The organism is Streptomyces pimonensis (assembly GCF_041380215.1).
Lineage (GTDB): Bacteria > Actinomycetota > Actinomycetes > Streptomycetales > Streptomycetaceae > Streptomyces > Streptomyces pimonensis.
This window is the reverse complement of sequence record NZ_JAHWZY010000008.1, coordinates 208,868-235,867: the sequence shown is the minus strand read 5'-3', so window position 1 is coordinate 235,867 and position 27,000 is coordinate 208,868. Positions and strand designations below refer to the sequence as shown.

Genomic DNA, 27,000 nt, shown 5'->3' with positions numbered 1-27,000 from the left:
ATGCGCAAAGGGCAGCACCGGTTCGTCGCGGGATTCCTCTTCTTTCCCGTGGCGCTCTATCTGATCTTCGTGATCTGGCCGTACATCCAGACGTTCGGTTATTCGCTGACCGACTGGAAGGGCCAGTCGCAGACCTTCTCCTTCGTCGGACTCGACAACTACACGGCGTTGTCCGAGGACGACGTCTTCATGGGGGCCGTCCGGCACAACATCCTGTTCCTGGTGTTCATCCCGGTGATCACCATTCTGCTCGCGCTGTTCCTCGCCTTCATGCTGAACGCGGGCGGGCGCGGACGTTCCGGAGGCGTCTTCGGAGTCGCCGGATCGAGGTACTACCGGGTCGTCTATTTCTTCCCGCAGGTGTTGTCGCTGGCCATCCTGGCGGTGCTCTTCGGAGCGGTCTACCGCAGTGACGGCGGCGGCATGCTCAACGGCGTCCTGATCGGACTCGGGCTGGTCGACGAGAACAGTCCCGTGGAATGGCTCAACGAGCCGGACTTCGTGCTGTGGGCACTTGTCGCGGTGGTCGTCTGGCACGGCGTCGGGTTCTATCTGGTGCTGTTCTCCGCCGCCATGCAGTCCATTCCCCGCGACGTCTACGAGGCCGCGCTCATCGACGGAGCGAGCCGCGCCCAGTCCTTCTTCCGCATCACCCTGCCGCTGCTGTGGGACTCCGTGCAGACCGCCTGGGTCTATCTCGGCATCGCGGCGATGGACATGTTCATCCTGGTCTCCACCATGACCGCCGGGGACTACGGCGGCGGCCCCGACCACCACAGCGAGGTCATGTCGACCGTGATGATGCGGAACTTCCTGCTGTACGGCCGGAGCGGCTACGCCTGCGCCATGGGCGTGGTCATGCTGCTCCTCACCCTGATCGTGTCCGTGGTCATGCTGCGCGCCACCCGTCGTGAGCGCATCGAGTTCTGAGGCGGAGCAACGACGATGAGCGCACCTCCCGAGGAAACCGCCCCCGCCCAGGGCCCCACCCCGCCCCCGCAGCCGGTGGGCAAGGGCGCCCTCCGCCCCGGCGACCGGCGCGGCGAAGGCGTCGTGCTGAACGTCTTCTCGCACGGCTTCCTCGCCCTGTGGGCGGTGCTGATCGTGCTGCCGCTGCTGTGGCTGGTGCTCAGCTCCTTCCGGACCGACGCGCAGATCGGCGGCTCCGCCTTCGGCTGGCCGCGGAACTGGGACCCGGGCGTCTTCTCCCGCGCCTGGGAGAAGGGCATCGGCGACTACTTCACCAGCACGGTCGTCGTCCTGGTGATCTCGGTGCCGCTGACGATGCTGTTCGGCTCCATGGCGGCCTACGTGCTGGCCCGCTACGAGTTCCGGGGCAACCGCCTGCTGTACTACTTCTTCGTCGCCGGCGCGATGTTCCCCGTCTTCCTGGCCCTGGTGCCGCTGTTCTTCATGGTCAAGCGGCTGGACATGCTGAACACCTACCACGGCCTGGCCCTGGTGTACGTCGCCTACTCGCTGCCGTTCACGGTGTTCTTCCTGCACGCCTTCTTCCGGACCCTGCCCACGGCGGTCTTCGAGGCGGCGGTCCTCGACGGCGCCTCGCACACCCGGGCCTTCTTCCAGGTGATGCTCCCCATGGCCAAGCCCGGTCTGCTGAGCGTCGGCATCTTCAACACGCTGGGCCAGTGGAACCAGTACATCCTGCCGACGGTGCTGATGCAGCCGCAGAGCGGTGACGACCCGGAGCGCTATGTGCTCACCCAGGGGCTCATCCAGCTCCAGCAGCAGCAGGGCTACGCCTCCGACCTCCCGGTGCTCTTCGCGGGCGTGACGATCGCCATGGTGCCCATGCTGGTGGTCTACCTGTCCTTCCAGCGCCAGGTGCAGGCGGGACTCACCTCCGCCACCTTGAAGTGACCCTTCGGAACGCCTCGCACACGCCCCGCTCCCGTCCCTGGGAGGGGGCGTGTCGTTGCGCCCACGGACCCGGAAACGGTTCAACCTCTTGACGGGAGGCAACCCGAACAGCTCATCTTAGAGTTCACTAGTTGGACATGAGAGGGGCCTCGCCGAAGCGGCCCCCGCGCGCAGGAGGTCGTCGTGGAGACTCCGGGGTCGCAGTCGTCGCTGCACCGAGCCAACCTGGAGCGGGTCGTCCGAGCAGTACGTCTTGCGGGCTCCCTCACCCAGGCAGAGATCGCGAGGACGACCGGCCTGTCCGCGGCCACGGTCTCCAACATCGTCCGGGAGCTGAAGGACGGCGGAACGGTCGAGGTCACGCCCACCTCGGCGGGCGGACGCCGGGCGCGCAGCGTCTCGTTGAGCGGGGACGCCGGGATCGTCGTCGGGGTCGACTTCGGGCACACCCACCTGCGGGTCGCGGTCGGGAACCTCGCCCATCAGGTGCTGGCCGAGGAGTCCGAGCCACTGGACGTGGACGCCTCCTCGGCACAGGGCCTCGACCGGGCGGAACAGCTGGTCAAACGGCTGATCGAGGCGACCGGGGTGGATCCGTCCAAGGTCGCGGGCGTGGGCCTCGGCGTGCCGGGGCCGATCGACGTGGAGTCCGGGACCCTGGGCTCGACCGCGATCCTGCCCGGCTGGACCGGCACCAAGCCCGCCGAGGAGCTGCGGGGGCGGCTCGGCGTGCCGGTGCACGTGGACAACGACGCCAACCTCGGCGCCCTCGGCGAGATGGTCTGGGGGAGCGGCCGGGGCGTGCGCGACCTGGCGTACATCAAGGTCGCCAGCGGTGTCGGCGCCGGCCTGGTGATCAGCGGGAAGATCTACCGCGGCCCGGGCGGCACCGCGGGTGAGATCGGACACATCACCCTCGACGAGTCCGGCCCCGTCTGCCGCTGCGGCAACCGCGGCTGCCTGGAGACCTTCACGGCCGCGCGCTACGTGCTCCCGCTGCTCCAGCCCAGTCACGGCACCGGCCTGACGATGGAGGGCGTCGTACGGCTGGCGCGGGACGGGGACCCCGGCTGCCGTAGGGTGGTAGCCGACGTCGGCCGCCACATCGGCAGCGGAGTCGCCAATCTCTGCAACCTGCTGAACCCGAGCCGGGTGGTCCTCGGCGGTGATCTCGCCGAGGCCGGCGAGCTGGTGCTCGGGCCGATCCGGGAGTCCGTCGGCCGCTACGCGATCCCCAGTGCGGCACGTCAACTGTCCGTTCTCCCCGGGGCGCTCGGCGGCCGTGCCGAGGTGCTCGGAGCGCTCGCCCTCGCACTGAGCGAGATGGGCGATTCGACCCTTTTGGACGGCACCGCGACCGGGTCGCTCACCGAGGCCACTCCTGCCTTCACTTAGAGAACGGATGGCACCGTTGCCATCTCGTTAAGGATTTACTTCTTGACGTCGCACGTGTGGCCGAGTTGACTTCCAGCCACCTCGGCCGCAACGACGCGGCCTCGTCAGGGAGGTTTGTAGAAGTGAACACGCGTATGCGTCGTGCCGCCTTTGCCGTCGTCGCCGGTGCGATGGCCGTCTCGCTCGCCGCTTGTGGCAGCGCTGCGGAGTCGGGTGACAAGAAGGACTCAGGCGACTCCGCCGCCAAGGGCGATGACATCAAGGTCGGCCTGCTGCTGCCGGAGAACCAGACCGCGCGGTACGAGAAGTTCGACAAGCCCTTGATCGAGAAGAAGGTCAAGGAGCTCACGAACAACAAGGGCGAGGTTGTCTACAACAACGCCAAGCAGGACGCCAGCCTGCAGAACCAGCAGGTCGAGACGATGATCACCAACAAGGTGGACGTCCTCATCATCGACGCGGTCGACGCCAAGGCCATCGCCGGCTCGGTGAAGAAGGCCAAGGACGCCGGCATCCCGGTCGTGGCCTACGACCGTCTCGCCGAGGGGCCGATCGACGCCTACACCTCGTTCGACAACGTGACCGTCGGCAAGACCCAGGGCGAGGCCCTGCTGGAGGCGCTGGGCGACAAGGCCAAGGACGGCCAGATCGTCATGATGAACGGGTCCTCCACCGACCCGAACGCCGCCCAGTTCAAGAAGGGCGCGCACTCCGCCCTCGACGGCAAGGTGAAGATCGGCCGCGAGTACGACACCAAGGAGTGGAAGCCGGAGAACGCCAACGCCAACATGGAGGGCGCCATCTCCGCCCTCGGCAAGGACAAGATCGTCGGCGTCTACTCCGCCAACGACGGCATGGCGGGCGGCATCATCACCGCCCTGAAGGCCGCCGGCATCGACGACGTCCCGGTCACCGGCCAGGACGCCGAACTCGCGGGCGTGCAGCGCATCGTCACCGGTGAGCAGTACATGAGCGTCTACAAGCCGTACGCCCCGGAGGCCGACGCCGCCGCGGAGATGGCCGTCGCGCTCGCCCAGGGCAAGCCGCTGGACTCCGTCGCCAAGGACAAGGTCGACAGCCCGACCACCAAGGGCGTCCCCTCGGTGCTCGTCCCGGTCGTGTCGCTGACCCAGGAGAACATCGGCGACACCGTGGTCAAGGACGGCGTCTACACCGTCGAGGAGATCTGCGCGGGCAAGTACAAGGCCGCCTGCGACAAGATCGGCCTCAAGTAAGCAGTCCCCAACTCCCGTGACGAACCGGCGAGTCCGTGACCCGGACTCCCCGCACGGGACCGACTGCCACGCGCTCCGCCGGCGCTCCGCACACATCAGCCCCGCAAGCTACGCGGGGCGCCGGACGGAACACCCCCCAAATCTTCTGCACAACCTCCCGCCGGGTCAGGCGGCGAAGGAGATGGTTCACGTGTCCGCTACGCCCGTGCTGGCGTTGCGCGGGGTCTCCAAGCGTTTCGGTGCCGTCCAGGCGCTCACCGACGTAGAGCTTGAGGTCCACGCCGGTGAAGTGGTCGCCCTGGTGGGCGACAACGGCGCCGGAAAGTCCACGCTGGTCAAGACGATCGCCGGCGTGCATCCCATCGACGAGGGATCCATCGAGTGGGACGGCAGGACCGTCCAGATCAGCAAGCCGCACGACGCCCAGAACCTGGGCATCGCGACGGTCTACCAGGACCTCGCGCTGTGCGACAACATCGATGTCGTCGGCAACCTCTACCTGGGCCGGGAGATCCGCAGGCGCGGAGTCCTGGACGAGGTGGAGATGGAGCGCCGCTCCCGCGAGCTCCTCGACACCCTGTCGATCCGCATCCCCAGCGTCCGGATCCCGATCGCCTCCCTCTCCGGCGGTCAGCGCCAGGTCGTGGCCATCGCCCGGTCCATGCTCGGCGAGCCCAAGCTGGTGATCCTGGACGAGCCCACCGCCGCCCTCGGCGTCGAGCAGACCGCCCAGGTCCTCGACCTCGTCGAGCGGCTGCGCGAGCGCGGCCACGCGGTCATCCTCATCAGCCACAACATGGCCGATGTGAAGGCCGTGGCGGACAAGGTCGCCGTCCTGCGCCTCGGGCGCAACAACGGCGTCTTCGAGGTCAAGTCGACCTCGCAGGAAGAGATCATCTCCGCCATCACGGGCGCCACGGACAACGCCGTGACCCGTCGTGCGGCGCGCACCAATGGGGAGATCAAGAAGTGAGCACCGAAAAGACCTCCACCCTCACCGAGGACCACGCCGCCGAGAACCCCGAGGCGTCCTCCGCGACCGTCACCGCGGTCGACCCCCGGCTGCTGGTGCGCGAACAGGGCTTCGCGGGTTACCTCAACGAGTTCAAGCGGAAGATGAAGGCCGGTGACCTCGGCTCCATCCCCGTCGTGGTCGGCCTGCTGATCATCTGGGCCATCTTCACCAGCCTGAACTCCAACTTCCTCACCGCCGGCAACTTCTCCGACATGTCCGTGGCCATGGTCGGCACGGGCCTGATCGCCGTCGGCATAGTCTTCGTCCTGCTGCTCGGCGAGATCGACCTGTCGGTCGGCTCGGTCAGCGGTGTCGCGGGCGCCACCTTCGCGGTGCTGAACATCACGCACGGGATGAACGAGATCCTGGCCCTGGTGCTGGCGATCCTCACCGGCACGGTCGCCGGAGCGATCCACGGCCTCATCTTCGCCCGGATCGGCGTGCCGGCCTTCGCCGTGACCCTCGCCGGCCTGCTGTTCTGGCAGGGCTTCATGCTCCAGGTCCTGGGCGACAACGGCACCATCAACCTGGACGCCGACGGCCTGGTCGTCAAGCTGACCAGCTACTACTTCACCGATGTGGCCGCCGCCTACGGTCTGGCGACAGTCGCGACCGCGGCGTACTTCCTCGCCGCCTTCTTCGACAACCGCCGCCGCGAGGCCGCCGGTGTGCCGTCCCGCCCGCTGAACGAGATCATCGTGCGGACCGTGCTGCTCGCGGTCCTGGCCTTCGCCGTCGCGATCGTCTTCAACCAGTACAAGGGCCTGCCGCTGGCCGTGGTGATCTTCCTGGCCTTCCTGGTCCTCACGGACTTCGTGCTGCGCCGCACCTCCTACGGCCGCAAGGTGTTCGCGCTCGGCGGCAGCGTCGAGGCGTCCCGCCGTGCCGGTATCAACGTGGAGCTGATCCGGATCTCGGTATTCGCGATCGCCGGTACGTTCGCCGCGATCGGCGGCCTGTTCGTCGCTTCGAAGATCGCCTCCGCCAACCAGGGCGCCGGTACCGGTGAGTTCCTGATGAACGTCATCGCCGCCGCAGTCATCGGCGGTACGTCGCTCTTCGGCGGCCGCGGTCGCACGTGGGACGCGCTGCTCGGTGTGATGGTCATCGTCTCGATCCAGTACGGACTCGCCCTGGAGGGCATCGCCTCCCCGGTGCAGTACATGATCACCGGTGGCGTGCTGCTCGCCACTGTCGTCATCGACGCGGTCACCCGCAAGACGCAGAAGACGGCCGGGCGCGCGTAGCCGCTTCGCCGCGGGCGCGCGCTGGTCGGTCGTGCCCACGCGGCGGAGCCGCACACCGGCGGAGCCCCGCGCCCCTCGAGGGGACGACCGTGCCCGGCACCTCATAGGTGCCGGGCACGGTCGCGTTGTTCGTGGGTACCGCTGACCGGGTGATGCACGACGCACGGCCCGGGGTCCGTACGGCGGAGCGGAACATTAGACTCGACCCGCCCGGCAACAGCTCGATCAGCTCTACTGCAAGGAGGCACGGGTGCCGCTGCTGACCCGCATCAGGGGACCGCGCGATCTGGACCGGCTCACCCTGGAGGAGCTCGACCAGCTGGCCGGGGAGATCCGGACCTTCCTCGTCGACGCGGTCTCCAAGACCGGCGGCCACCTCGGCCCCAACCTCGGCGTGGTGGAGCTCACCATCGCCCTGCACCGGGTCTTCGAGTCGCCGAAGGACAAGGTGCTCTGGGACACCGGCCACCAGTCGTACGTCCACAAACTGCTGACCGGCCGGCAGGACTTCTCCAGGCTGAAGATGAAGGGCGGCCTGTCCGGCTACCCCTCGCAGGCCGAGTCCGAGCACGACGTCATCGAGAACAGCCACGCCTCCACCGTCCTCGGCTGGGCCGACGGCATCGCCAAGGCCAACCAGATCATGAAGCGCGACGACAGCCACGTCGTCGCGGTCATCGGCGACGGCGCGCTCACCGGCGGCATGGCCTGGGAGGCGCTGAACAACATCGCCGACGCCAAGGACCGCCCGCTGGTCATCGTCGTCAACGACAACGAGCGCTCCTACTCGCCCACCATCGGCGGCCTCGCCAACCACCTGGCGACCCTGCGCACCACCGACGGCTACGAGCGCTTCCTGACCCGCACCAAGGACCTCCTGGAGCGCACCCCGGTCGTCGGCCAGGCCCTCTACGACACCCTGCACGGCGCCAAGAAGGGCCTGAAGGACTTCATCGCCCCGCAGGGCATGTTCGAGGACCTCGGCCTGAAGTACGTCGGCCCCATCGACGGCCACGACATCGAGGCCCTGGAGTCCGCCCTGGTCCGCGCCAAGCGGTTCGGCGGCCCGGTGATCGTGCACTGCCTCACCGAGAAGGGCCGCGGCTACCAGCCCGCCCTCCAGGACGAGGCCGACCGCTTCCACGCCGTCGGCAGGATCCACCCCGACACGGGCCTGCCGATCGCCAGCTCCGGCGCCGACTGGACCTCCGTCTTCGGCGAGGAGATGGTCAGGCTCGGCGAGGAGCGCGAGGACGTCGTCGCCATCACCGCGGCCATGCTCCAGCCGGTCGGCCTCGACAGGTTCGCCAAGCGCTTCCCCGACCGGGTCTACGACGTCGGCATCGCCGAGCAGCACGGCGCCGTCTCCGCGGCCGGCCTCGCCCACGCCGGGGTGCACCCCGTCTTCGCCGTGTACGCCACCTTCCTCAACCGCGCCTTCGACCAGGTGCTCATGGACGTGGCCCTGCACAAGTGCGGCGTGACGTTCGTGCTCGACCGGGCCGGCGTCACCGGCACCGACGGCGCCTCCCACAACGGCATGTGGGACATGTCGATCCTCCAGGTCGTCCCCGGGCTGCGGCTCGCCGCCCCGCGCGACGCCGACCAGGTGCGCGCCCAGCTGCGCGAGGCCGTCGCCGTCGAGGACGCCCCCACCGTGGTGCGCTTCTCCAAGGGCGCCGTCGGCCCCGCCGTGCCCGCCGTGGGCCGCGTCGGCGGCATGGACGTCCTGTGCGAGCCCGGCACCGACGCCCCCGACGTGCTGCTGGTCTCCGTGGGCGCCCTCGCGCCGATGTGCCTGGAGATCGCCGCCCTGCTCGACCGGCAGGGCATCTCCACCACCGTCGTCGACCCGCGCTGGGTCAAGCCCGTCGACGAGGCCATGGCCCCGCTCGCCGAGAAGCACCGCGTGGTCGTCACCGTCGAGGACAACTCGCGCGTCGGCGGCGTCGGCTCCACGATCGCCCAGGCCCTGCGGGACGCCGGCGTGGACGTGCCGCTGCGCGACTTCGGCATCCCGCCCCGCTTCCTCGACCACGCCTCCCGCACCGAGGTCATGACCGAGATCGGGCTGACCGCCCCCGACATCGCCCGCCAGGTCACCGGCCTGGTGGCGAAGCTCGACGGCATCCCCCACTCCCGGCTCCGCCCGCGCGGGGGGACCCCTGCCGAGCGGTCCGCCGCGGACGCGGTCGACTCGGCGGGGCCGGCCCGCGACCGGCCCGCGTCCCACCCGTAGCCCGGACGGGCCGCCCGTGCCACTGTGAGGAGTGGCGCGCGCGGCCCGTCTGCGTGAACGCGCCCGCGCCGGGGCATACCAGCTACGCCCCCTCTCGATCATGTCGAGGACGACAAGCGTGGGAGGTACCCGTGACAAGCCCGCTCTTCCGGACGAAGAAAGTGGAGCAGTCCATCCGCGACACCGAGGAACCCGAGCACGCGCTCAGGAAGTCCCTCTCCGCGCTGGACCTGACCGTCTTCGGCGTCGGTGTCATCATCGGCACCGGCATCTTCGTCCTCACCGGTACGGTCGCCAAGGACAACGCCGGGCCGGCCACCGCCCTGGCCTTCGCCGTGGCCGGTGTCGTCTGCGCGCTCGCCGCGCTCTGTTACGCCGAGTTCGCCTCCACCGTCCCGGTGGCGGGTTCCGCCTACACCTTCTCGTACGCCTCCCTGGGCGAGCTGCCTGCCTGGATCATCGGCTGGGACCTGGTCCTGGAGTTCGCGCTCGGCACGGCGGTGGTGGCCGTCGGCTGGTCGGGCTACATCCAGTCGCTGATGGCCAACGCGGGCTGGGAGATGCCCGCGGCGCTGGGCAGCCGCGAGGGCTCCGACGTCTTCGGGTTCGACATCCTCGCCGCCGCCCTGGTGCTGGCCCTCACCGGCATCCTCGTCCTCGGCATGAAGCTGTCCGCCCGCGTCACCTCGGTCGTCGTCGCCATCAAGGTGACCGTGGTCCTCGTGGTGATCATCGCCGGCGCCTTCTTCATCACCGCCGACAACTACGACCCGTTCGTCCCGGACGCGAAGCCGGTGCCCGCGGGCCAGAGCCTCGACGCCCCGCTCATCCAGCTGATGTTCGGCTGGGCCCCGGCCAACTTCGGCGTGATGGGCATCTTCACCGCCGCCTCGGTGGTGTTCTTCGCCTTCATCGGCTTCGACATCGTCGCCACGGCCGCCGAGGAGACCAGGAACCCGCAGCGCGACATGCCCCGCGGCATCCTCGGCTCCCTGTTCATCTGCACCGTGCTCTACGTCCTGGTGTCGCTCGTCGTCACCGGCATGCAGCACTACAGCGAGCTGTCCGTGGACGCCCCGCTGGCCGACGCCTTCAAGGCCACCGGGCATCCCTGGTTCGCGGGCTTCATCAGCTTCGGCGCCGCCGTCGGCCTGACCACCGTCTGCATGATCCTGCTGCTCGGCCAGACCCGGGTCTTCTTCGCGATGAGCCGTGACGGACTGCTGCCGAGGTTCTTCTCCCGGGTCCACCCCCGGTTCAAGACCCCGCACCGGCCGACCATCCTGCTCGGCGTCCTCATCGCGGTCCTCGCGGGCTTCACCCCGCTGAACGAGCTCGCCGCGCTGGTGAACATCGGCACCCTGTTCGCCTTCGTGATCGTCGCGATCAGCGTGGTCGTCCTCCGCAGGACCCGGCCCGACCTGCACCGGTCGTTCCGCACCCCCTGGGTGCCCGTCCTGCCGATCGTGTCGGTCGCCGCCTCCCTGTGGCTGATGCTGAACCTGCCCGCCGAGACATGGATCCGCTTCGGCGTCTGGATGGCGATCGGCGTCGTCGTCTACTTCCTCTACAGCCGCACCCACAGCCGTCTGGCCCGGGGTGAGGAGACGGAACCCGGGACGCCCCTCGGACCGCCCGGCGGCCCCGGCTCCCGCTGAACCGGAGCGGGCCCGTCGTCCCCGCTCCGGCCGACCGCTTCCGCCCGGTCGCCGAGCCGGTCGGGAGGGGCGTGTCCCGGGAGGCGGACGCGCTGTCGACCTTCACGCCGTAGCGCTCGTGCGGGACGAGCACCGGCTCCGTCGGGGCCAGGGCGGCCGGGCCCGGTCGCTCCGGCGTGAGCGCGGGCCGGATCTCGTCCCCGGGGACGCGGAAGACGCCGGTCAGGAGGGAACGGACGGTGTCGTGGGTGCCCGGCACAGTGCTTCCTCGCTGTCGTCCCGGGTGGAGCGAGCGAGCTCCGCGACACCGGCGTCGAATCCGACCGGTGGCTCGAAACCGAGGTCGCGGCGGGCCGCGGTGAGGTCGAAGTGGTGCGGGTGCAGCAGTTCCGCGACCAGGAAGCGGCTCAGGGCGTGGGTACGGGTGCTGCGGACCACGCGGAGGAAGGCGTCACCGACCGCCGCCCCGGCGGTGGCGAGCCGGGGCGGTACGGCGCACCAGCGGGCGTCGATGCCGGCGGCCCGCAGGAAGTGCCGGGTGATCTCGCGCAGTGGACGCGGATCGTCCTGGCCGATGAAGTAGGCACGGCCGCCCACCGTCTCCGGTGACCGCCGCAGCCGGTCCAGGGCGAGCAGATGGGCGTGGGCGGCGGTACGGACATGGGTGGTGTCGATGAGGTTGCCGCCGTCACCGGGCATCGGCAGAAGGCCGGCCCGCACGGTGCGCGCGAGAGCGGGGGCGAAATGGGGGTCGCCCGGCCCCCAGATGATGTGGGGGCGCAGCGAGACGGTGGCCAGCTCTGGGCCGTGGGCGGCCAGTACCAGGGCCTCGGCGCGGGCCTTGGTGGCGGGGTAGGCGGCCAGGTGGCAGGGGGCGACGGGAAGGCTCTCGGTGACGCCCTCCAGACCGCCGGGCCGGAAGACGACGCTGGCGGTCGAGGTGTAGAGGAGCGTGCGCACGCGGTGGGCGCGGCACTGCTCGATCACATGGCGGGTGCCGACGACATTGGTGGCCCAGTAGGGCCTCGGTGGTCCGCTGACGCCGGCCAGGGCGGCGTTGTGGACGACGGCGTCGCACTCGGCGACGGCGCGGGAGACCGCGTCGGCGTCGGCGAGGTCCCCCAGGTGCTGGTGGACGCCCAGCCGTTCCAGTGCGCTGCTGGGGCGGCGGCCCAGGGAGGAGACGGTGTCGCCGCGTGCGTTCAGCCGTCGGCAGATCTCCAGGCCGAGGAAGCCGCTTCCACCGGTGACCAGTACCTTCACCGGACCCTCCCGCGCAGGCGCTTCGCGGCCCAGCCGGCCAGCCGCATGCGGTCGATCTTGGAGTTGTGCCGGGGGTCGGTGGGGAAGCCGGGACGGATCAGCAGGGCGCCGACGCGGTGCCCGTCCGGATGGTCCTCCAGGACGGCGCGCACGGCTGCCAGGGCGGCGGCGTGCGGAGTGGAGGGCAGGGGTTCCACGCACAGCACGGGCAGCTGGCACACGGCCGGGCCGACCCCGACCAGTGCGGTGCGGCGGACGCCGGGGGCGGTGTCCGCCGCCGCCTCGACGTCCTCGGTGGCCAGGGTGAAGCCGGCGCCGGTGACCAGGTGGGCCTTGCGGCCGAGGAACCACAGCCGGCCCTCGTCGTCGAGTCGGCCGAGGTCTCCGGTGCGGTGCAGCACACCGTGGTCGCTGTCGCTCTTGGTGGCGGCGTCGGCGTCGGGACGCGCGTGGTAGGCGGGGCTGACGGTGGGGCCGGCGACGGCGATCTCGCCGAGCCCGGTGGCGTCGGCGTCCAGGATCCGGGCGCGGATGCCGGGCAGCGGCCGGCCCAGACAGGTGCCCGCGTGCCCGGCGGGCGGCGCGACGCGCGAGGCGCGCAGGTCGTGGTCGCCGATCGCGGAGACGGGCAGGCACTCCGTGGCGCCGTAGACGCTGAGGATCTCGGCGTCCTCCGGCACGGCCCGGCGCAGGGCGTCGGCGAGACCGATGCGCAGCGGGGCGCCGAAGGACAGGACCTGCCGGACCGAGGGCAGGGCGACGCCGTGGCGGGCGCAGTGGCGGGCGATCAGGGTGAGGACGGCGGGGGAGGCCAGGACGATGCTCACCCGGTGTTCCACAAGGGGCCCGACGAGCTCCTCCGGCGAGGTGCGGGCCGGGGCCAGGTGGTTCACCGCCGGGACGACGGTGGTCACACCCAGCAGCGGACCGAGCAGCGCGACCGGCAGGAATCCGGCGAGGAGGACGTCGTCGGGCCGGAGGTCCATCAGCGCCGTCAGCGTGTCGAGCTGCCCGGCCAGGGTGGTGCGGCGGTACTCGGCGCCCTTGGGCCGTCCGGTGGAACCGGAGGTGAAGGCGATGAGGGCCGGTTCGTCGCCGCCGGGTTCCCGCACGTGCGGGAGCGGGGCGCCGTCGGCCGGCGTCCGGGTGATCAGCCGCCGTCCCAGGGGGAGCGGCGCGGGACCGGTGACCAGGGCGGTCCGGACGTGGGGGCGGCCCCACCCCAGCGCCCGGCGCCCCAGGTGGGCCAGCGGCTCTCCGACGAAGACGTCCGGGGCGACGTCCCGAAGGCAGCGGCCCACCTCGGCGCGCGGTTCGATCAGCACGGGCACGGCGCCGAGGAGAACGAGGGCGTACGAGACGGCGGTGAGGTCGTGGGCGTCACGGGTCATCACGACGGCCTTGTGGCCGGGCCGGACCCCCGCGTCGTACAGGGACCGGGCGATGCGGTGGCAGCGTCGCACCAGCTCGCCGCGACGGGTCGTCCGGGAGGCTCCTCCGCGGCTTTCGACGAGGGCGACGGCGTCGGGCCGCCCCTCCAGCAGCGCGGCGATGTCCGCAGTGGTCGTGGTCATGGGGCTCCCTGGAGGAAGTCGTGGATGCGGTCGCCCAGTTCGGCCGTGGCGTCCTCCATCACGAAGTGCCCGGCGTCGGGGAAGCGGTGGACGACGGCGTGGGGGTACCTGCGCGTCCACTCCGCCAGCAGGTCCGGAGTGAAGACGGGATCGCGCATGCCCCACCCGACGAGCAGGGGCAGGTCCGTCAGGTCCGTCCCACTGCCGGCGGGTTCGAGCAGCCGCCACGCGGGGTCCGCGGGGCCGCGGGGGATCGCGCGCACGGCGTCGGTGACCGCCCGGCGTTCCGCGCGGCGGGCGTAGGGCCGCAGGTAGGCCCGCCGTTCGGCCCGGAGCAGCGGACGGTGGACCCCGGCGCGTACGGCGACGCGGGCGAACGCGTTGGTGGCATGGACGAGTTCGGCGACCGGCCGGTGGTCACGGATCCAGCGCAGGGAGGCCGGCAGCCGGAAGCCGTCCGGGAAGGGGAAGGCCACGGTGTTGCAGACGACCAGCCGGGCCACGACCCCCGGGTTGCGCAGCGCCCAGGCGGCACCGAGCGGGCCGCCCCAGTCGTGCAGGACGAACGTCCAGCCCCGCTCGGGCAGGCCCGCGTCCCGCACCAGGTGGCGGTGGAGGCCGTCCAGGCCTTCCAGCTGGGCCTCGTAGGGGTCCGGGACCCCGTCCGCCGGCCGCAGGTGCCGGGACAGTCCGAAGCCCGGCAGGTCCGGTGCCAGGCAGCGGGCGTGCGGGGAGAGCCGGCGCAGCAGTCCGCGCCAGACGTAGCTCCACGACGGGTTGCCGTGCAGGAACAGCACCGGCTGCCCGGAGCCGAGGTCGAGGTAGTGCTGTCCGGTGACCGGCACCCGCCGCCAGTGCCGGGGCGCGGGGTAGCCCGGCATCAGCCGTTCCAGCGTGGCGGGGTTCGGCGCCGGGGCCCGCCCGGCTCGTTCGGTCACCACCGGACGAGCGCCAGACCGAAGCTGAAACCACTGGCCAGGCCGATCATCGCCACCAGGTCCCCGCTCTCGACGCGGTCGGCCTCCCGCGCCTTGACCAGTTGCAGGGGGAGGGAGGCCGCCGCGCAGTTCCCGTGCTCGGCCACCGCGGGCATGCACCGGTCCTCGGGGAGGGAGAAGGCGTCGATCACCTCGCGGTACTGCGGCATGGCGATCTGGTGGAAGGCGATGAAGGAGAAGGCGCCGGCCTGCGCCGCCCGGAGTCCCTCCCCGGCGGTGTCCAGGATCCGGGGGAGCACGTCGAGCGCGCTCTGCCGCAGGTCCCCGTTCAGCCGCAGGGTGGTGTGGTCGTCGTGGACGGAGAGGTGGTGCATGCTCCCGCCGCCGGCCACCGTGCAGGCTTCCCAGGCGGCGGAGTTGCTGACGAACCGCAGGGACAGGATGCCGGGATCGCCGTCGCCCGCGGGGCCGGCGGTGAGCACCATCGCGGCGCCGGCGTCGGAGGCGGTGTAGCCGGGCAGGGCCCTGAGCAGGTCCTCCCGGCCGGGGAGGTGCCAGCGGGTGGCCAGGGTGGAGGACTCGCCGCAGGCGATGAGGACCGTGCGGTAGCGGCCGGTCCCGATGAACGACGCGGCCACCTCCATGCCGTTGAGGAAGCTGTTGCAGGCGTTCTTGACGTCGAACACCGGGCAGGAGGCACCCAGTTTGGTGGCCACGAGGTGGGCGGTCGCGGGTTCGATCAGGTCCTGCGAGGTCGAGGCGAACAGCAGCAGGTCCACGCCGCCGATCTCCAGCCCGGCCTCGTCGAGCGCGCTGCGGGCGGCCGCCACGGCGAGGTCGGAGGCGTTCTCGCCGTCCTCGTGGACATGGACCCCGCGCACTCCGGTGAGATCCTCCAGCAGACCGGGCGGCGGGGAGTAGCCACCCGTCTCGGCGATCCTGACGCGGATCTCGTCCAGGGTCCGGTATCGGGACGGAAGGTGAGCGGAAACGGCGGCGATACGGGCACGGAGGGCTTCGGGCACCGCGTCACCGTAGCCAGCCGTCCGACCGGAATGACAATTACATCGCGCTCTCCACCCTAACGAGTGATGTGCGCTGGATTCCCGGCCGCTTGTCCCCTTCAATCCGCACGAGGGCCAGTAATCGGCGTGAGAGAGCGGGGACTTGGCGATGCAGCAGCATGAACGGGCCGTGGCGGTGGTGGGCGTGGGTTGCCGGCTCCCCGGAGGCATCACCGATCTGGACGGCCTGTGGTCCGTGTTGCGCGACGGGCGCGACATGGTCGGCGAGATGCCCGCCGACCGGCTGCCCCGCGACCGCATGGTCGACCCGGGGACCGTGCGCCCCGGCCGCAGCTACACCGCCGCCGGGGGCTTCCTCGAGGACGTCGCCTCGTTCGACGCCGCCTACTTCGGCATGTCCCCCGCGGAGGCCCGGCACATCGACCCGCAGCAGCGGTTGCTGCTGGAGATGGCCGCCGAGGCACTGGACGACGCCGCCATCCCCGCCGAGTCACTGGCCGGATCGGACACCTGCGTGTACGTGGGCGTCTCCGACCCCGGTTACGGCGTGAACCTGTCGATGATGCAGGACCACATGAGTCCGCACACCATGCCCGGCGCCACCCTCTCCATCACGGCGAACCGGATGTCGTACGCCTTCGACCTGCGCGGGCCGAGCATGGCCGTCGACACGGCCTGCTCCTCCGCCCTGGTCGCCCTGGACCGGGCCTGCCGCACCCTGCGCGAGGGCCCCGGCCGCGTCGCCCTGGTCGGCGGCGTCAACGTGCTGTCCAGCCCCTACTCCTTCGCCGGCTTCTCCTACGCCGGCATGCTGTCGCGGCGCGGACGCTGCGCGGCGTTCTCCGCCGACGCCGACGGCTTCGTCCGCGCGGAGGGCGGCGCGGTGCTCGTCCTCAAGCGCCTCGCGGACGCGGTGGCCGACGGCGACCGCGTCCACGCCGTACTGGCCGCCACCGGCAACAACACCGACGGCCGCAGCACCGGCATGATCGTGCCCAGCGCCGAGGCCCAGGAGGCGCTGCTGCACACGGTCTACGCAGAGGCCGGGATCGACGCGGACGACCTGGTCTACGTCGAGGCCCACGGCACCGGCACCCAGGTCGGTGATCCGGCGGAGGCCGAGGCCATCGGCCGGGCGCTGGGCCGGCGCCGCCGCGGCGGCCCGCTGCCGATCGGCTCGGTGAAGACGAACCTCGGCCACCTGGAACCCGCCGCCGGGATGGCGGGCCTGCTCAAGGCGATCCTGGTGCTGCGCCACCGGCTGGTGCCGGCGTCCCTGCACGCCCTCCCCCTCAACCCCCGGATCGACTTCGACGGCCTGGGACTGGCCCCGGCCGTCGAACCCGTCCCGCTGGACCCCAGGGAGCGGGCGGCCGTCGGAGTGAGCGCCTTCGGCTTCGGCGGGGCCAACGCCCACGCCGTCGTCACCCTGCCGCCCGCCGCCCGGCGGACCGGGCCGAGCCCGGTGCCGGACGGGCGCCCGCTGCCGCTGGTCGTCTCCGCGCGGTCCTCCAAGGCGCTGAAGCAGCTGACCGCCCGCATGGCGGAGCGACTGCGGGACACGGAGCCCGGGGAGTTCTACGACCTGGCCCACACCAGTACCGTACGGCGCACCGCGCACCCGCACCGCGCCGCCGTGCTGGCCGCCGATCCGCGGGACGCCGCCCGACAGCTGGACCGGCTGACGGCCGCGGAGCCCGCCCGCGGGGCCCTCGTGCGTACGGGCGAGCGGGACGGGATCGCGTTCGTGTTCTCCGGCAACGCCTCCCAGTGGCCGGGCATGGCCGCCGACCTGCTGGAGGGCGAACCGGCCTTCCGCCGGGCCGTCGAGGAGGCCGACGCGGCCCTGGCACCCCACCTGGGCTGGTCGGTGACCAAGGAACTGGTCCGCCCGTCCCTCCGGAACTGGCAGCGCACGGAAGTGGCCCAGCCGGCCTTGTTCGCCGTGCAGGCGGGCCTGACGGCGCTGCTCGCCTCGCACGGGGTGCGCCCGCGGGCGGTGACCGGACACAGCGTCGGCGAGGTCGCCGCCGCCCACGCCGCCGGGGTCCTCACCCTGGAACAGGCGGCGCTGGTGATCGCCGGGCGCAGCCGCGCCCAGGGCGTCACGGCGGGCCGGGGCCGCATGGCCGCCGTCGGCCTGCCCGAGGCGCAGGCACGCGAGGAACTGATCCGCCACGACGGGGCGTTGGAGATCGCCGGGATCAACAGCGACCGTGACGTGACCGTCGCCGGGGACGCCGACGCACTGGCGGCCTGGGGTGCCGAACTGACCGGACGCGGCGTCTTCTTCCGCGAACTGGACCTGGACTACGCTTTCCACAGCCGGGCCATGGACCCCATCAGGCAGCCGCTGCTCGACGCGCTCGACGGGCTCGAACCCGCCCGGGCCCGCGTCCCGTTCGTCTCCACCGTCACCGGCACCCCACTGAGCGGGCCCGAGCTCGACGCCGAGTACTGGTGGCGCAACGTCCGTGAGCCCGTCCGGTTCGCCGAGGCGGCCGGCCGGCTCGCCGCCGAGCACGCCGGCGTCCTGGTCGAGATCGGCCCGCACCCGGTGCTGCGCCCCTATCTGCGCCGCACCGGCGCCACCTGCGTCCCCACCCTGCACCGCGACGGAGACGGCCTCCGTGAGACCGCGGCGGCCGTCGCCGCCGTACTCGCCGCCGACACCGCCACCGACTGGCGGCACCACTTCCCCCGCCCCGGCCGGGTGACCGACCTGCCCGCCTACGCGTGGCAGCGCGAACGGTACTGGCACGGCACCGCGCAGGACCTGGTCCCGCACACCAGCGGCAGCGGCCTGCTGGACCATCCGCTGGTGGGCGAGCGGATGCCCGCCCCGCACCCCGTGTGGCACGGCACCGTCGAGCCGCAACTGGTGCCCTGGCTGGGCGACCACAGGATCGGGGACGACGTCCTCATGCCGGCCGCCGCCTACGTGGAGATGACCCTGAGCGCCGGCCGCCGGGCCCTGGACCGCCCGGTCGAGGTACGGCACCTGGAGATCGGCCGCCCGCTGTCCGTGCCGTGGCCGGACCCGACACCGGTCGCCCTGCAGACCGCGGTCACCCCCGACGACGGCGCCGTGACCATCAGCGTCCGCGAGGAACACGGCGGGGAGTGCCTGCCCGTCGTGCGCGCCCAGGTCCGCACCCTGCTCGGCACGGCACCGGACCCGCTCGACCTCACCGCGCTCCGGACGCGCTGCGACCGGCGCGTCGACGGTCCCGACTTCTACCGGACGTGCCACGGCATCGGACTGAACTGCGGGCCGGACTTCCAGCTCATCGACCGCATCGACACCGGCGACGAGGAGGTGCTGCTCACCTACCGGCTGGAGCACCCCGCCGACGCCTACACCGCCCACCCGGTCCTGCTCGACGCGCCGCTGCAGGCCACCGTGGCCCTCGCCGGGGCGGAGACGGAGTCCGCCGCGTTCCTGCCGACCGTGTTCGGGTCCGTACGCGTGTGGCGCACCCCCGCCTCCACCGGCGTCGTGCACCTGCGGCGCCGCAGCCGCAGCGCCAACGAGATGTGCTGGGACATCACCTACGCCGACCCGGACGGCACGGTCACCGCCGAGATCGACGGCTGCCGCACCCGTCGCAGCCACCTGACCGGGCGCACTCCGCTGACCGTCCAGCGCACCCTCCTGAGGGCCGCCCCCCGTCCGGGAACCGCTGCCGCGTCCTCTCCGCTTCCCGCACCCGCCGAGGTGGCCCGCGCAGCCGAGCCGCGCGTCACCGCCGCACGCGCCGCCCTGGACGACAGCGGTCACCGCCGGTTCACCGCCGCCGCCGAACGGGCGGGCGCCCACCGCTGGGCGGAGACGCTGCGCGGTCTTCTCACCGACCCCGCGGCCCCGTTCTCGATGGGCGACCTGGTGGCCGGAGGTCTGCAGCCCCGACACCGGCGGCTCGTACGGCTGATGCTGCCCCTGCTGGCCGAGCACGGCCTCGCCCGGCCGGCGGGGGAGACCTGGCGGCTGACCGATGCGGAGACCCGGGCCGAGGCGCTGCTGCGCGGCCTGGTCGAGGACCATCCCGCGTACGGCGCCCGGACGCTGCTCCTCAACCGGCAGCTGCGCCGGCTGCCCGACGTGGTGCGGGGACGCGCCGACGCACGCGAGCTCCTGCCGGCCGGGGACAGCGCCCACGAGCAACTCCACGAGACGGACCCGGCCCACCGCTTCGCCCACCGCTCGGTGCAGGCGCTGCTCGGTGACATCGTCGCCCGCTGGCCCGCCGACCGTCCGCTGCGCGTCCTGGAGTTCGGCGCGGCCACCACCGCCCTGACGGCCGCGGCCCTCCCCGTGCTGCCGGCCGACCGGACCCGCTACACCTGCACGGCCACCACCGGAAGCGTGCTCACCCGCGTCGAACACCGCTTCCCCGCCCACGACTTCGTCGACCGCCGCGTCCTGGACCCGAACGCCGACCTGATCGGCCAGGGCCTGTCCCGGGGCGGCTTCGACCTCGTCCTGGCGGGCGACGCCCTGCACGCCACCACCGACCTCGGCGTGACCCTGCGCCGGCTGCACACCCTGCTGGCCCCCGGCGGACACCTGCTGGCCACCGAACCGCACCACGCCCCGCTCCAGGCCCTGCTGTCCGGCGCGTCGAACGACTTCTGGGAGCGCGGCGACCACGCCCTGCGCCCCGCCTCCCGCATCCTTCCCCGCGACCAGTGGGCACCGCTGCTGCACCGGTGCGGCTTCTCCGGTGTGACACAGACCGGGCCCGAGGACCGTTCCGTCCTCCTGGCCGCGGCGGACCACGAGCACGGGCCGGACGCCGAGCCGCCGCGGACGGTCGCCGGCACCTCCTGGGTGATCGCCGTCGAGGACGACACCGAGACGCCGACCGCGCGGGCCCTGGCCGCCCGCCTCGGGAAGGCCACCGTCGTCACCGCACCGGAGGGGGCCGCCGCCTGGAGCGCGGTCCTGCCCACGGACCCCGATCCGCACGTCGTCCTGCTGCTCGCCGGACCCGGCCCGCACGACACCGTCACGCGGACCACCCGACGCGCCGCCCTCCTGCGCTCCCTGGCCGCCGCCTGCGAGGGCCTCAGCGGCCGTACCAGCCCCCGGGTATGGCTCGTCACACGCCCGACCGGCCTCTTCCCCGTCCCGGAACAGCCGCCCCATCCGGACGACGCCGCCGTCTGGGCGGCCTGCCGCAGTCTCGCCAACGAGCGTCCCGACCTGGCCCTGCGACGCCTGTCCTGCCACCGCACCGCCGACGCCGACGCCGACGCCCGCCGCCTGGCCGGAGAACTCCTCGCCCCCGACGACGACCCGAGCACTCAGGAGGACGAGATCGTCCTGACCGCCCGGGGCCGGTTCGTCCCCCGGCAGGTCCAGCATCCGGCGGACGAACCGCCCCCCGCCCCCGCCGGCACGCCGTACGTCCTGGAAGCCCGCGACCCCGGCCTGCGCCGGCGACTGGTCTGGCGGCAGACCGGCCTCCCCGAGCCCGGGCCGGGCGAGGTGGCCCTCGAGATGCGGGCCGTGGCCCTGAACTACCGCGACCCCATGCGAGCCAACGGCCTGCTGCCGCCCGAGGCGGTGGAGAACAGCCCGCTCGGCCGCGGACTGGGCACCGACGGCGCCGGCGTCGTACGCGCCGTGGGGGAGGGGGTACGGGGCCTGAAGCCGGGCGACCGGGTCTGCGGCATCGTGCCCGCCGCCCTCGCCTCCCACGCGACGACCCCCGCCACCGTCGTCCTCCGCATCCCCGACGGGATGAGCTTCACGGAAGCGGCGACCTTCCCCGTCGCCTTCCTGACCGTCCACCAGACCCTGGTCAACCAGGCCCGCCTCGGTGCCGGGGAGACCGTGCTGGTGCACGGCGGGGCCGGGGCGGTGGGCCTGGCCGTCCTGCAGTGCGCCCGCCGTCAGGGCGCCCGCGTCATCGCCACCGCCGGCACGGAGACCAAACGGGACCTGCTGCGTACGCTCGGAGTCGAGCACGTGCTCGACTCCCGCAGCCTGGACTTCGTCCCCCACGTGCGGGAGCTGACCGGCGGCCGGGGGGTGGACGTCGTGGTGAACAGCCTCAGCGGCGAGGCCGTCGCCCGGGGCCTGGACCTGTTGCGGCCCAACGGCCGCTTCATCGAGCTCGGCAAGAAGGACATCTTCCTCAACAACCCGATCACCCTGCGCCCCTTCCACCACAGCCTCACGTTCATCGGCTTCAACCTCGACGCCGTCATCGAATCCCCGGAGCCGTCCTCCCGGCTTCTCGCGGACTTCGAGGCGGAGGCCCTCTCCGGCGCCTACCGGCCCCTGCCCCACACGGTCTACCCCGCCGCCCGTGTCGACGAGGCCTTCCACCTCCTGCAGCACTCCCGGCACACCGGCAAGGTCGTCGTCACCTTCGACCCGCTGGACGAACCCGTCCCCGTGGAACCCGCACCCGGCACCCTCCGCCTCGACGGCGAGGGCACCTACCTGATCACCGGTGGACTGAGCGGGCTCGGCGCCGCCACCGCCCGCCTGCTGGCCGACCGCGGGGCCCGGCACCTGGCCCTGCTCTCCCGCAGCGGACCCGGCGCCCCCGGGGCGCCCGCCCTGCTGCGGGAACTCGGCGACCGCGGCGCGCACGTCACCGCCCACGCCGCCGACGTCACCGACGAAGCCGCGCTGCGCCGGGTCCTCGACGCCATCGACGCCACCGGGCACCCCCTGCGCGGCGTGGTGCACGCGGCGATGCACATGGACGACGCGGTGCTGGCCGACCTCACCGACGACCGGTTCGCCGCCGTACTGGCGCCCAAGGTGGCGGGCGCGGCCCTGCTGGACCGCCTCACCGCCGACCGCGACCCGGACCTGTTCCTCACCTACTCGTCCGTCTCCGCCGGCATCGGCAACCCGGGCCAGTCCGCCTACGCGGCGGCCAACGCCTACCTGGAAGCCCTCACCCGGGCCCGGCGCGGTGCCGGCCGGGCGGGCACGGCACTGGCCTGGGGGCCGGTCGGCGAAACCGGCTATGTCGCCCGCAGCGGCATGGAGGCCGCCATGGCCGGACGCGGCCTCGAACTGCTCACCCCCGCCGAGGTCCTGGCCACCGCCGACCACCTCCTGGCCGCCGGCACCGACGTCGCCGGAGCGGGCCGCTACCGGTGGGCAGCCGCACGTCATCTGCTGCCCGCCCTGGCCACCCCCCGGCTCGCCCCGCTGGCCCCGGCGTCCTCCGCGGCCTCCCCGGACACCCGCAACGAGCTCCTGAACGCGCTGGCGGACCTCCCGGCGGACGAGGCGGTGCGCAGGATCACCGACACGGTCACCCAGCTCCTCGCCGGTGTCCTGCAGGCCGACCCGGCCGACCTCGAACCCACGCTCAACGTCACCGACTTCGGGCTGGACTCGTTGCTGGGGATGCAGTTCCTGGTGCAGGCGCGGGATCTGTTCGACGTCCGGCTCGGCCCGGCCGACCTGGCCACCGGGCGCACCCTGGCCCACTTCGCCCGCCTGATCCACCAGCGGCTTGACCTGCACGCCGGCACGTAGAGGGCATCGGGCGTCGCCGGTCTCAGCGGGGCACGGACCGCGGACCGGCGACCTCCGCACCCAGGGCGGCCACCCTGCGGCGCAGCTCGCGGTCGGCCGTGACGACCAGGACCGGGCGGTCCCCCGCACCGGCCACCAGCGCGACCACGTGGTCGTCGCCGCTGCCCGGGGCGGACTCCACACGGACCCCGGGCACCCCCTCCACCCCGCGTGCCGCACCCTCGACCACCAGGACGATCTCCACCGGACCGGGACGGCCGGGCAGGCCGTCCGCGGCCAGCCGGTCGCGCAGGCGTTCCGCCGCGCCCCGGCGGTCCCGCCACCATCCGTCGGGCACCGACCCGACGACGTTCGCGGCGTCGACGATCACGAGCAGGGCGGCGGTGTCGTTCATACGGTCAGCGTCCCACGCGGGGCGCGCCGCCCGTGCCCCGCGAACCACCTCGCGCGAGGCGACCGGCTCCTCCGCTGCCGCGCCGGCCGCCTGCCGCCGGACGACGCCGTTCCCACGACGGGGCTCGCCGAGGACAGGAAACGACAGGGCCTCCGCCTGGGGCGGAGGCCCTCTTCAGCCGCGTACGACCGTCACGCCGGAACCGAAGCCACCCCGGGCTCCAGGAACCGCTTCCCGTTCACCCGCTCGGAGACGCCCTCGCGGTCCAGGTACGGCGTGATGCCGCCCAGGTGGAAGGGCCAGCCGGCGCCCGTGATCAGGCAGAGGTCGATGTCCTGGGCCTCGGCGACGACGCCCTCGTCGAGCATCAGGCCGATCTCCTGCGCCACCGCGTCCAGCACCCGCGTCCGCACCTGCTCCTCGGTGAGGACGGTGTCGCCCTGCTCCAGCAGCGCGGCGACCTCCGGGTCCAGCTCGGGCTTGCCGCTGTCGTGGACGTAGAAGCCGCGCTTGCCCGCCTTGACGACGGCCGCGAGGTTCGGGGAGACCGTGAAGCGGTCCGGGAAGGCCCGGTTCAGGGTCTCCGAGACGTGCAGGCCGATCGCGGGGCCGACCAGCTCCAGCAGGACCAGCGGGGACATCGGCAGGCCGAGCGGCTCCACCGCCTTCTCCGCGACCTCGACCGGGGTGCCCTCGTCGATGACGTTCTGGATCTCGCCCATGAAGCGGGTCAGGATGCGGTTGACCACGAACGCCGGGGCGTCCTTGACCAGCACCGCGGTCTTCCTCAGCTTCTTGGCGACACCGAACGCCGTGGCCAGCGCGGCGTCGTCGGTCCGCTCGCCGCGGACGATCTCGAGCAGCGGGAGGACCGCGACCGGGTTGAAGAAGTGGAAGCCGACGACCCGCTCGGGGTGCCTCAGCTTCGACGCCATCTCCGTCACGGAGAGGGAGGAGGTGTTCGTCGCCAGGATCGCGTGCGCCGGGGCGACCGCCTCGACCTCGGCGAACACCTTCTGCTTGACGCCCATCTCCTCGAAGACGGCCTCGATGACGAAGTCGGCGTCCGCGAAGCCCTCGGCCTTGTCCAGCACGCCGGAGACCAGCGCCTTGAGGCGGTTGGCCTTGTCCTGGTTGATCCGGCCCTTGCCGAGCAGCTTGTCGATCTCGGCGCGGACGTAACCCACGCCCTTGTCGACGCGCTCCTGGTCGATGTCGGTCAGCACGACCGGCACCTCCAGGCGGCGCAGGAAGAGCAGGGCCAGCTGCGAGGCCATCAGACCGGCGCCGACGACGCCGACCTTGGTGACCGGGCGGGCCAGCGACTTGTCCGGGGCGCCGGCCGGGCGCTTGCCGCGCTTCTGCACCAGGTTGAACGCGTAGATGCCGGAGCGCAGTTCGCCGCCCATGATCAGGTCGGCGAGCGCCTGGTCCTCGGCGTCGTAGCCCTGCTGGAGGTCGCCGTTCCTGGCGGCGGCGATGATGTCGAGGGCGCGGTAGGCGGCCGGGGCGGCGCCGTGCACCTTGCCGTCCGCGACGGAGCGGCCCTTGGCGACGGCCTGCTCCCAGGCCTCACCGCGGTCGATCACCGGGCGCTCGACGACGATCTCGCCCTTGAGGACGGCCGCGGTCCAGATCAGCGACTGCTCCAGGAAGTCCGCGCCCTCGAAGATCGCGTCCGCGATGCCGAGCTCGTGGACCTGCGCGCCCTTGAGCTGCTTGTTCTGGTTGAGGCTGTTCTCGATGATGACCGAGACGGCCTTCTCGGCGCCGATCAGGTTCGGCAGCAGGGTGCAGCCGCCCCAGCCGGGGACCAGGCCGAGGAAGACCTCGGGCAGGGAGAACGCCGGGACGGCCGCCGACACCGTGCGGTAGGTGCAGTGCAGGCCGATCTCCACGCCGCCGCCCATCGCGGCGCCGTTGTAGTACGCGAAGGTCGGCACGGCCAGTTTCGACAGCCGCTTGAAGACGTCGTGGCCGCCCTTGCCGATGGCCAGCGCGTCCTCGTGCCGCTTCAGCAGCTCGACGCCCTTGAGGTCGGCGCCGACCGCGAAGACGAACGGCTTGCCGGTGACGCCGACGCCGACGATCCCGCCGTCCGCGGCCTCCTTCTCGACCTGGTCGATCGCGGCGTCGATGTTCGCCAGCGACTGCGGGCCGAGGGTGGTCGGCTTGGTATGGTCGTGGCCGTTGTCGAGGGTGATGAGCGCGAAGCGCCCGGCCCCCAGCGGCAGGTCGAAGTGGCGTACGTGCGCGCTGGTGACGACCTCGCCGGGGAACAGCTCGGCCGCACCCTTCAGAAGCTCTGCGGTGGTGCTCACTTGTCCCCCTCGAAGTGCGGGTTCTCCCAGATGACCGTCGCGCCCATGCCGAAGCCGACGCACATGGTGGTCAGGCCGTAGCGGACGTGTCGCTGCTCCTCGAACTGGCGGGCCAGCTGCGTCATCAGACGGACGCCGGAGGAGGCCAGCGGGTGGCCGAAGGCGATGGCGCCGCCGTACTGGTTGACGCGCGCGTCGTCGTCGGCGATGCCGTAGTGGTCCAGGAAGGCGAGGACCTGGACGGCGAAGGCCTCGTTGATCTCGAACAGACCGATGTCGGAGATGGACAGGCCGGCCTGGGCCAGGGCCTTCTCCGTGGCCGGGATCGGGCCGTAGCCCATGACCTCGGGCTCCACGCCCGCGAAGGAGTAGGAGACCAGGCGCATCTTGACGGGCAGGCCGTTCTCGCGGGCGAAGTCCTCGCTCGCGATGACCGAGGCGGTGGCGCCGTCGTTCAGGCCGGCCGCGTTGCCGGCGGTGACCCGGCCGTGCACGCGGAACGGCGTCTTGAGGTTCGCCAGGTTCTCCAGGGTGGTGCCCGGACGCATCGGCTCGTCGGCGGTGACCAGGCCCCAGCCGGTCTCGCCGGCCTCTTCGTTGGTGCGGCGCACCGAGACCGGCACCAGGTCGGCCTGGATCTTGCCGTCGGCGTACGCCTTGGCGGCCTTCTCCTGGGAGCGGACCGCGTACTCGTCGGCGCGCAGCTTGGTGATCCGCGGGTAGCGGTCGTGCAGGTTCTCCGCGGTCATGCCCATGAACAGGGCGGACTCGTCGACCAGCTTCTCGCTCACGAAGCGCGGGTTCGGGTCCACGCCCTCGCCCATCGGGTGGCGGCCCATGTGCTCCACGCCGCCCGCGACGGCGACGTCGTAGGCGCCGAAGGCGACGGAGCCGGCCACCGTGGTGACGGCGGTCAGGGCGCCGGCGCACATGCGGTCGATGGAGTAGCCCGGGACCGAGGTGGGCAGGCCCGCGAGGATGCCGGCCGTGCGGCCGATGGTCAGGCCCTGGTCGCCGATCTGCGTGGTCGCGGCGATGGCGACCTCGTCGATCCTCTTCGGGTCGAGACCGGGGTTGCGGCGCAGCAGCTCCCGGATCGCCTTCACGACGAGGTCGTCGGCACGGGTCTCGTGGTAGATGCCCTTCGGGCCCGCCTTGCCGAACGGGGTACGGACGCCGTCGACGAAGACGACGTCCCTGACGGTACGAGGCACGATGGCTCTCCTCCAGGGTGCGGGATGCTGAGCGCTTGCTTACGGGCCATGCTACTTGTGGGTAACGTGACTGCACAGTCCCGCCGCC

General features: G+C 72.3%; 16 protein-coding genes. 9 read left to right on the top strand and 7 right to left on the bottom strand.

Features of this window, described 5'->3' with window-relative positions:
* From KYY02_RS11300 to KYY02_RS11265, 8 genes are all read left to right on the top strand, one after another.
* Positions 1–930: a carbohydrate ABC transporter permease gene (locus KYY02_RS11300; RefSeq protein ID WP_371237699.1), complete on the top strand. Its 930-nt coding sequence runs from the start codon at positions 1–3 to the stop codon at positions 928–930.
* 15 nt (positions 931–945) lie between these two features.
* Positions 946–1,881: a carbohydrate ABC transporter permease gene (locus tag KYY02_RS11295; protein WP_371237697.1), complete on the top strand. Its 936-nt coding sequence runs from the start codon at positions 946–948 to the stop codon at positions 1,879–1,881.
* Positions 1,882–2,064: 183 nt separating this feature from the next.
* Positions 2,065–3,276: an ROK family transcriptional regulator gene (locus KYY02_RS11290; RefSeq protein WP_371237696.1), complete on the top strand. Its 1,212-nt coding sequence runs from the start codon at positions 2,065–2,067 to the stop codon at positions 3,274–3,276.
* A gap of 134 nt (positions 3,277–3,410) precedes the next feature.
* Positions 3,411–4,511 (top strand): substrate-binding domain-containing protein, encoded by a 1,101-nt coding sequence (locus tag KYY02_RS11285; protein WP_371237726.1) that lies wholly within the window; start codon positions 3,411–3,413, stop codon positions 4,509–4,511.
* Positions 4,512–4,692: 181 nt separating this feature from the next.
* Positions 4,693–5,484, top strand: coding sequence for an ATP-binding cassette domain-containing protein (locus KYY02_RS11280; RefSeq protein WP_371237695.1), 792 nt, complete (start codon positions 4,693–4,695; stop codon positions 5,482–5,484).
* Positions 5,481–6,773: a sugar ABC transporter permease gene (locus tag KYY02_RS11275; protein WP_371237693.1), complete on the top strand. Its 1,293-nt coding sequence runs from the start codon at positions 5,481–5,483 to the stop codon at positions 6,771–6,773. The genes KYY02_RS11280 and KYY02_RS11275 overlap by 4 nt, the downstream gene beginning before the upstream one ends.
* A gap of 250 nt (positions 6,774–7,023) precedes the next feature.
* Positions 7,024–9,012, top strand: a complete 1,989-nt coding sequence (gene dxs / locus KYY02_RS11270; protein ID WP_371237692.1) for a 1-deoxy-D-xylulose-5-phosphate synthase — start codon at positions 7,024–7,026, stop codon at positions 9,010–9,012.
* 131 nt (positions 9,013–9,143) lie between these two features.
* On the top strand, positions 9,144–10,670 hold the full coding sequence (locus tag KYY02_RS11265) for an amino acid permease (protein ID WP_371237691.1): 1,527 nt from the start codon (positions 9,144–9,146) through the stop codon (positions 10,668–10,670).
* A gap of 222 nt (positions 10,671–10,892) precedes the next feature.
* On the opposite strand, the gene KYY02_RS11260 is transcribed toward KYY02_RS11265, so the two are convergent.
* The 4 genes from KYY02_RS11260 to KYY02_RS11245 are packed head-to-tail and all read right to left on the bottom strand — an operon-like array spanning position 10,893 to position 15,470.
* The gene (locus KYY02_RS11260; protein WP_371237689.1) at positions 10,893–11,933 is read right to left on the bottom strand and encodes an NAD-dependent epimerase/dehydratase family protein; all 1,041 of its coding nucleotides are present in this window, start codon (positions 11,931–11,933) and stop codon (positions 10,893–10,895) included.
* Positions 11,930–13,507: an AMP-binding protein gene (locus tag KYY02_RS11255; protein WP_371237688.1), complete on the bottom strand. Its 1,578-nt coding sequence runs from the start codon at positions 13,505–13,507 to the stop codon at positions 11,930–11,932. Before KYY02_RS11255 ends, KYY02_RS11260 begins: the two co-directional genes overlap by 4 nt.
* Positions 13,504–14,445, bottom strand: coding sequence for an alpha/beta fold hydrolase (locus KYY02_RS11250; protein ID WP_371237687.1), 942 nt, complete (start codon positions 14,443–14,445; stop codon positions 13,504–13,506). Before KYY02_RS11250 ends, KYY02_RS11255 begins: the two co-directional genes overlap by 4 nt.
* Positions 14,442–15,470 carry a 3-oxoacyl-ACP synthase III family protein gene (locus KYY02_RS11245; protein ID WP_371237686.1) on the bottom strand — a complete coding sequence of 343 codons (1,029 nt, stop codon included), beginning with the start codon at positions 15,468–15,470 and terminating at the stop codon, positions 14,442–14,444. The genes KYY02_RS11250 and KYY02_RS11245 overlap by 4 nt, the downstream gene beginning before the upstream one ends.
* 148 nt (positions 15,471–15,618) lie before the next feature.
* On the opposite strand from KYY02_RS11245, the gene KYY02_RS11240 reads away from it, so the two are divergent.
* Positions 15,619–22,983, top strand: a complete 7,365-nt coding sequence (locus KYY02_RS11240) for an SDR family NAD(P)-dependent oxidoreductase (RefSeq protein ID WP_371237683.1) — start codon at positions 15,619–15,621, stop codon at positions 22,981–22,983.
* 22 nt (positions 22,984–23,005) lie between these two features.
* Here the strand turns inward: KYY02_RS11240 and KYY02_RS11235 are convergent, their stop codons facing one another.
* From KYY02_RS11235 to KYY02_RS11225, 3 genes are all read right to left on the bottom strand, one after another.
* Positions 23,006–23,377: a PIN domain-containing protein gene (locus KYY02_RS11235; protein WP_371237681.1), complete on the bottom strand. Its 372-nt coding sequence runs from the start codon at positions 23,375–23,377 to the stop codon at positions 23,006–23,008.
* 191 nt (positions 23,378–23,568) lie between these two features.
* The gene (locus KYY02_RS11230) at positions 23,569–25,698 is read right to left on the bottom strand and encodes a 3-hydroxyacyl-CoA dehydrogenase NAD-binding domain-containing protein (RefSeq protein WP_371237677.1); all 2,130 of its coding nucleotides are present in this window, start codon (positions 25,696–25,698) and stop codon (positions 23,569–23,571) included.
* Positions 25,695–26,912, bottom strand: coding sequence for a thiolase family protein (locus KYY02_RS11225; RefSeq protein ID WP_371237675.1), 1,218 nt, complete (start codon positions 26,910–26,912; stop codon positions 25,695–25,697). Before KYY02_RS11225 ends, KYY02_RS11230 begins: the two co-directional genes overlap by 4 nt.
* Positions 26,913–27,000: the final 88 nt, after the last annotated feature.

Coding starts and splice junctions, on each gene's coding strand:
- KYY02_RS11300 (WP_371237699.1), top strand. CDS start 1: ATGCGCAAAGGGCAGCACCGGTTCGTCGCGGGATTCCTCTTCTTTCCC.
- KYY02_RS11255 (WP_371237688.1), bottom strand. CDS start 13,507: ATGACCACGACCACTGCGGACATCGCCGCGCTGCTGGAGGGGCGGCCC.
- KYY02_RS11280 (WP_371237695.1), top strand. CDS start 4,693: ATGGTTCACGTGTCCGCTACGCCCGTGCTGGCGTTGCGCGGGGTCTCC.
- KYY02_RS11240 (WP_371237683.1), top strand. CDS start 15,619: ATGCAGCAGCATGAACGGGCCGTGGCGGTGGTGGGCGTGGGTTGCCGG.
- KYY02_RS11285 (WP_371237726.1), top strand. CDS start 3,411: ATGCGTCGTGCCGCCTTTGCCGTCGTCGCCGGTGCGATGGCCGTCTCG.
- KYY02_RS11295 (WP_371237697.1), top strand. CDS start 946: ATGAGCGCACCTCCCGAGGAAACCGCCCCCGCCCAGGGCCCCACCCCG.
- KYY02_RS11235 (WP_371237681.1), bottom strand. CDS start 23,377: ATGAACGACACCGCCGCCCTGCTCGTGATCGTCGACGCCGCGAACGTC.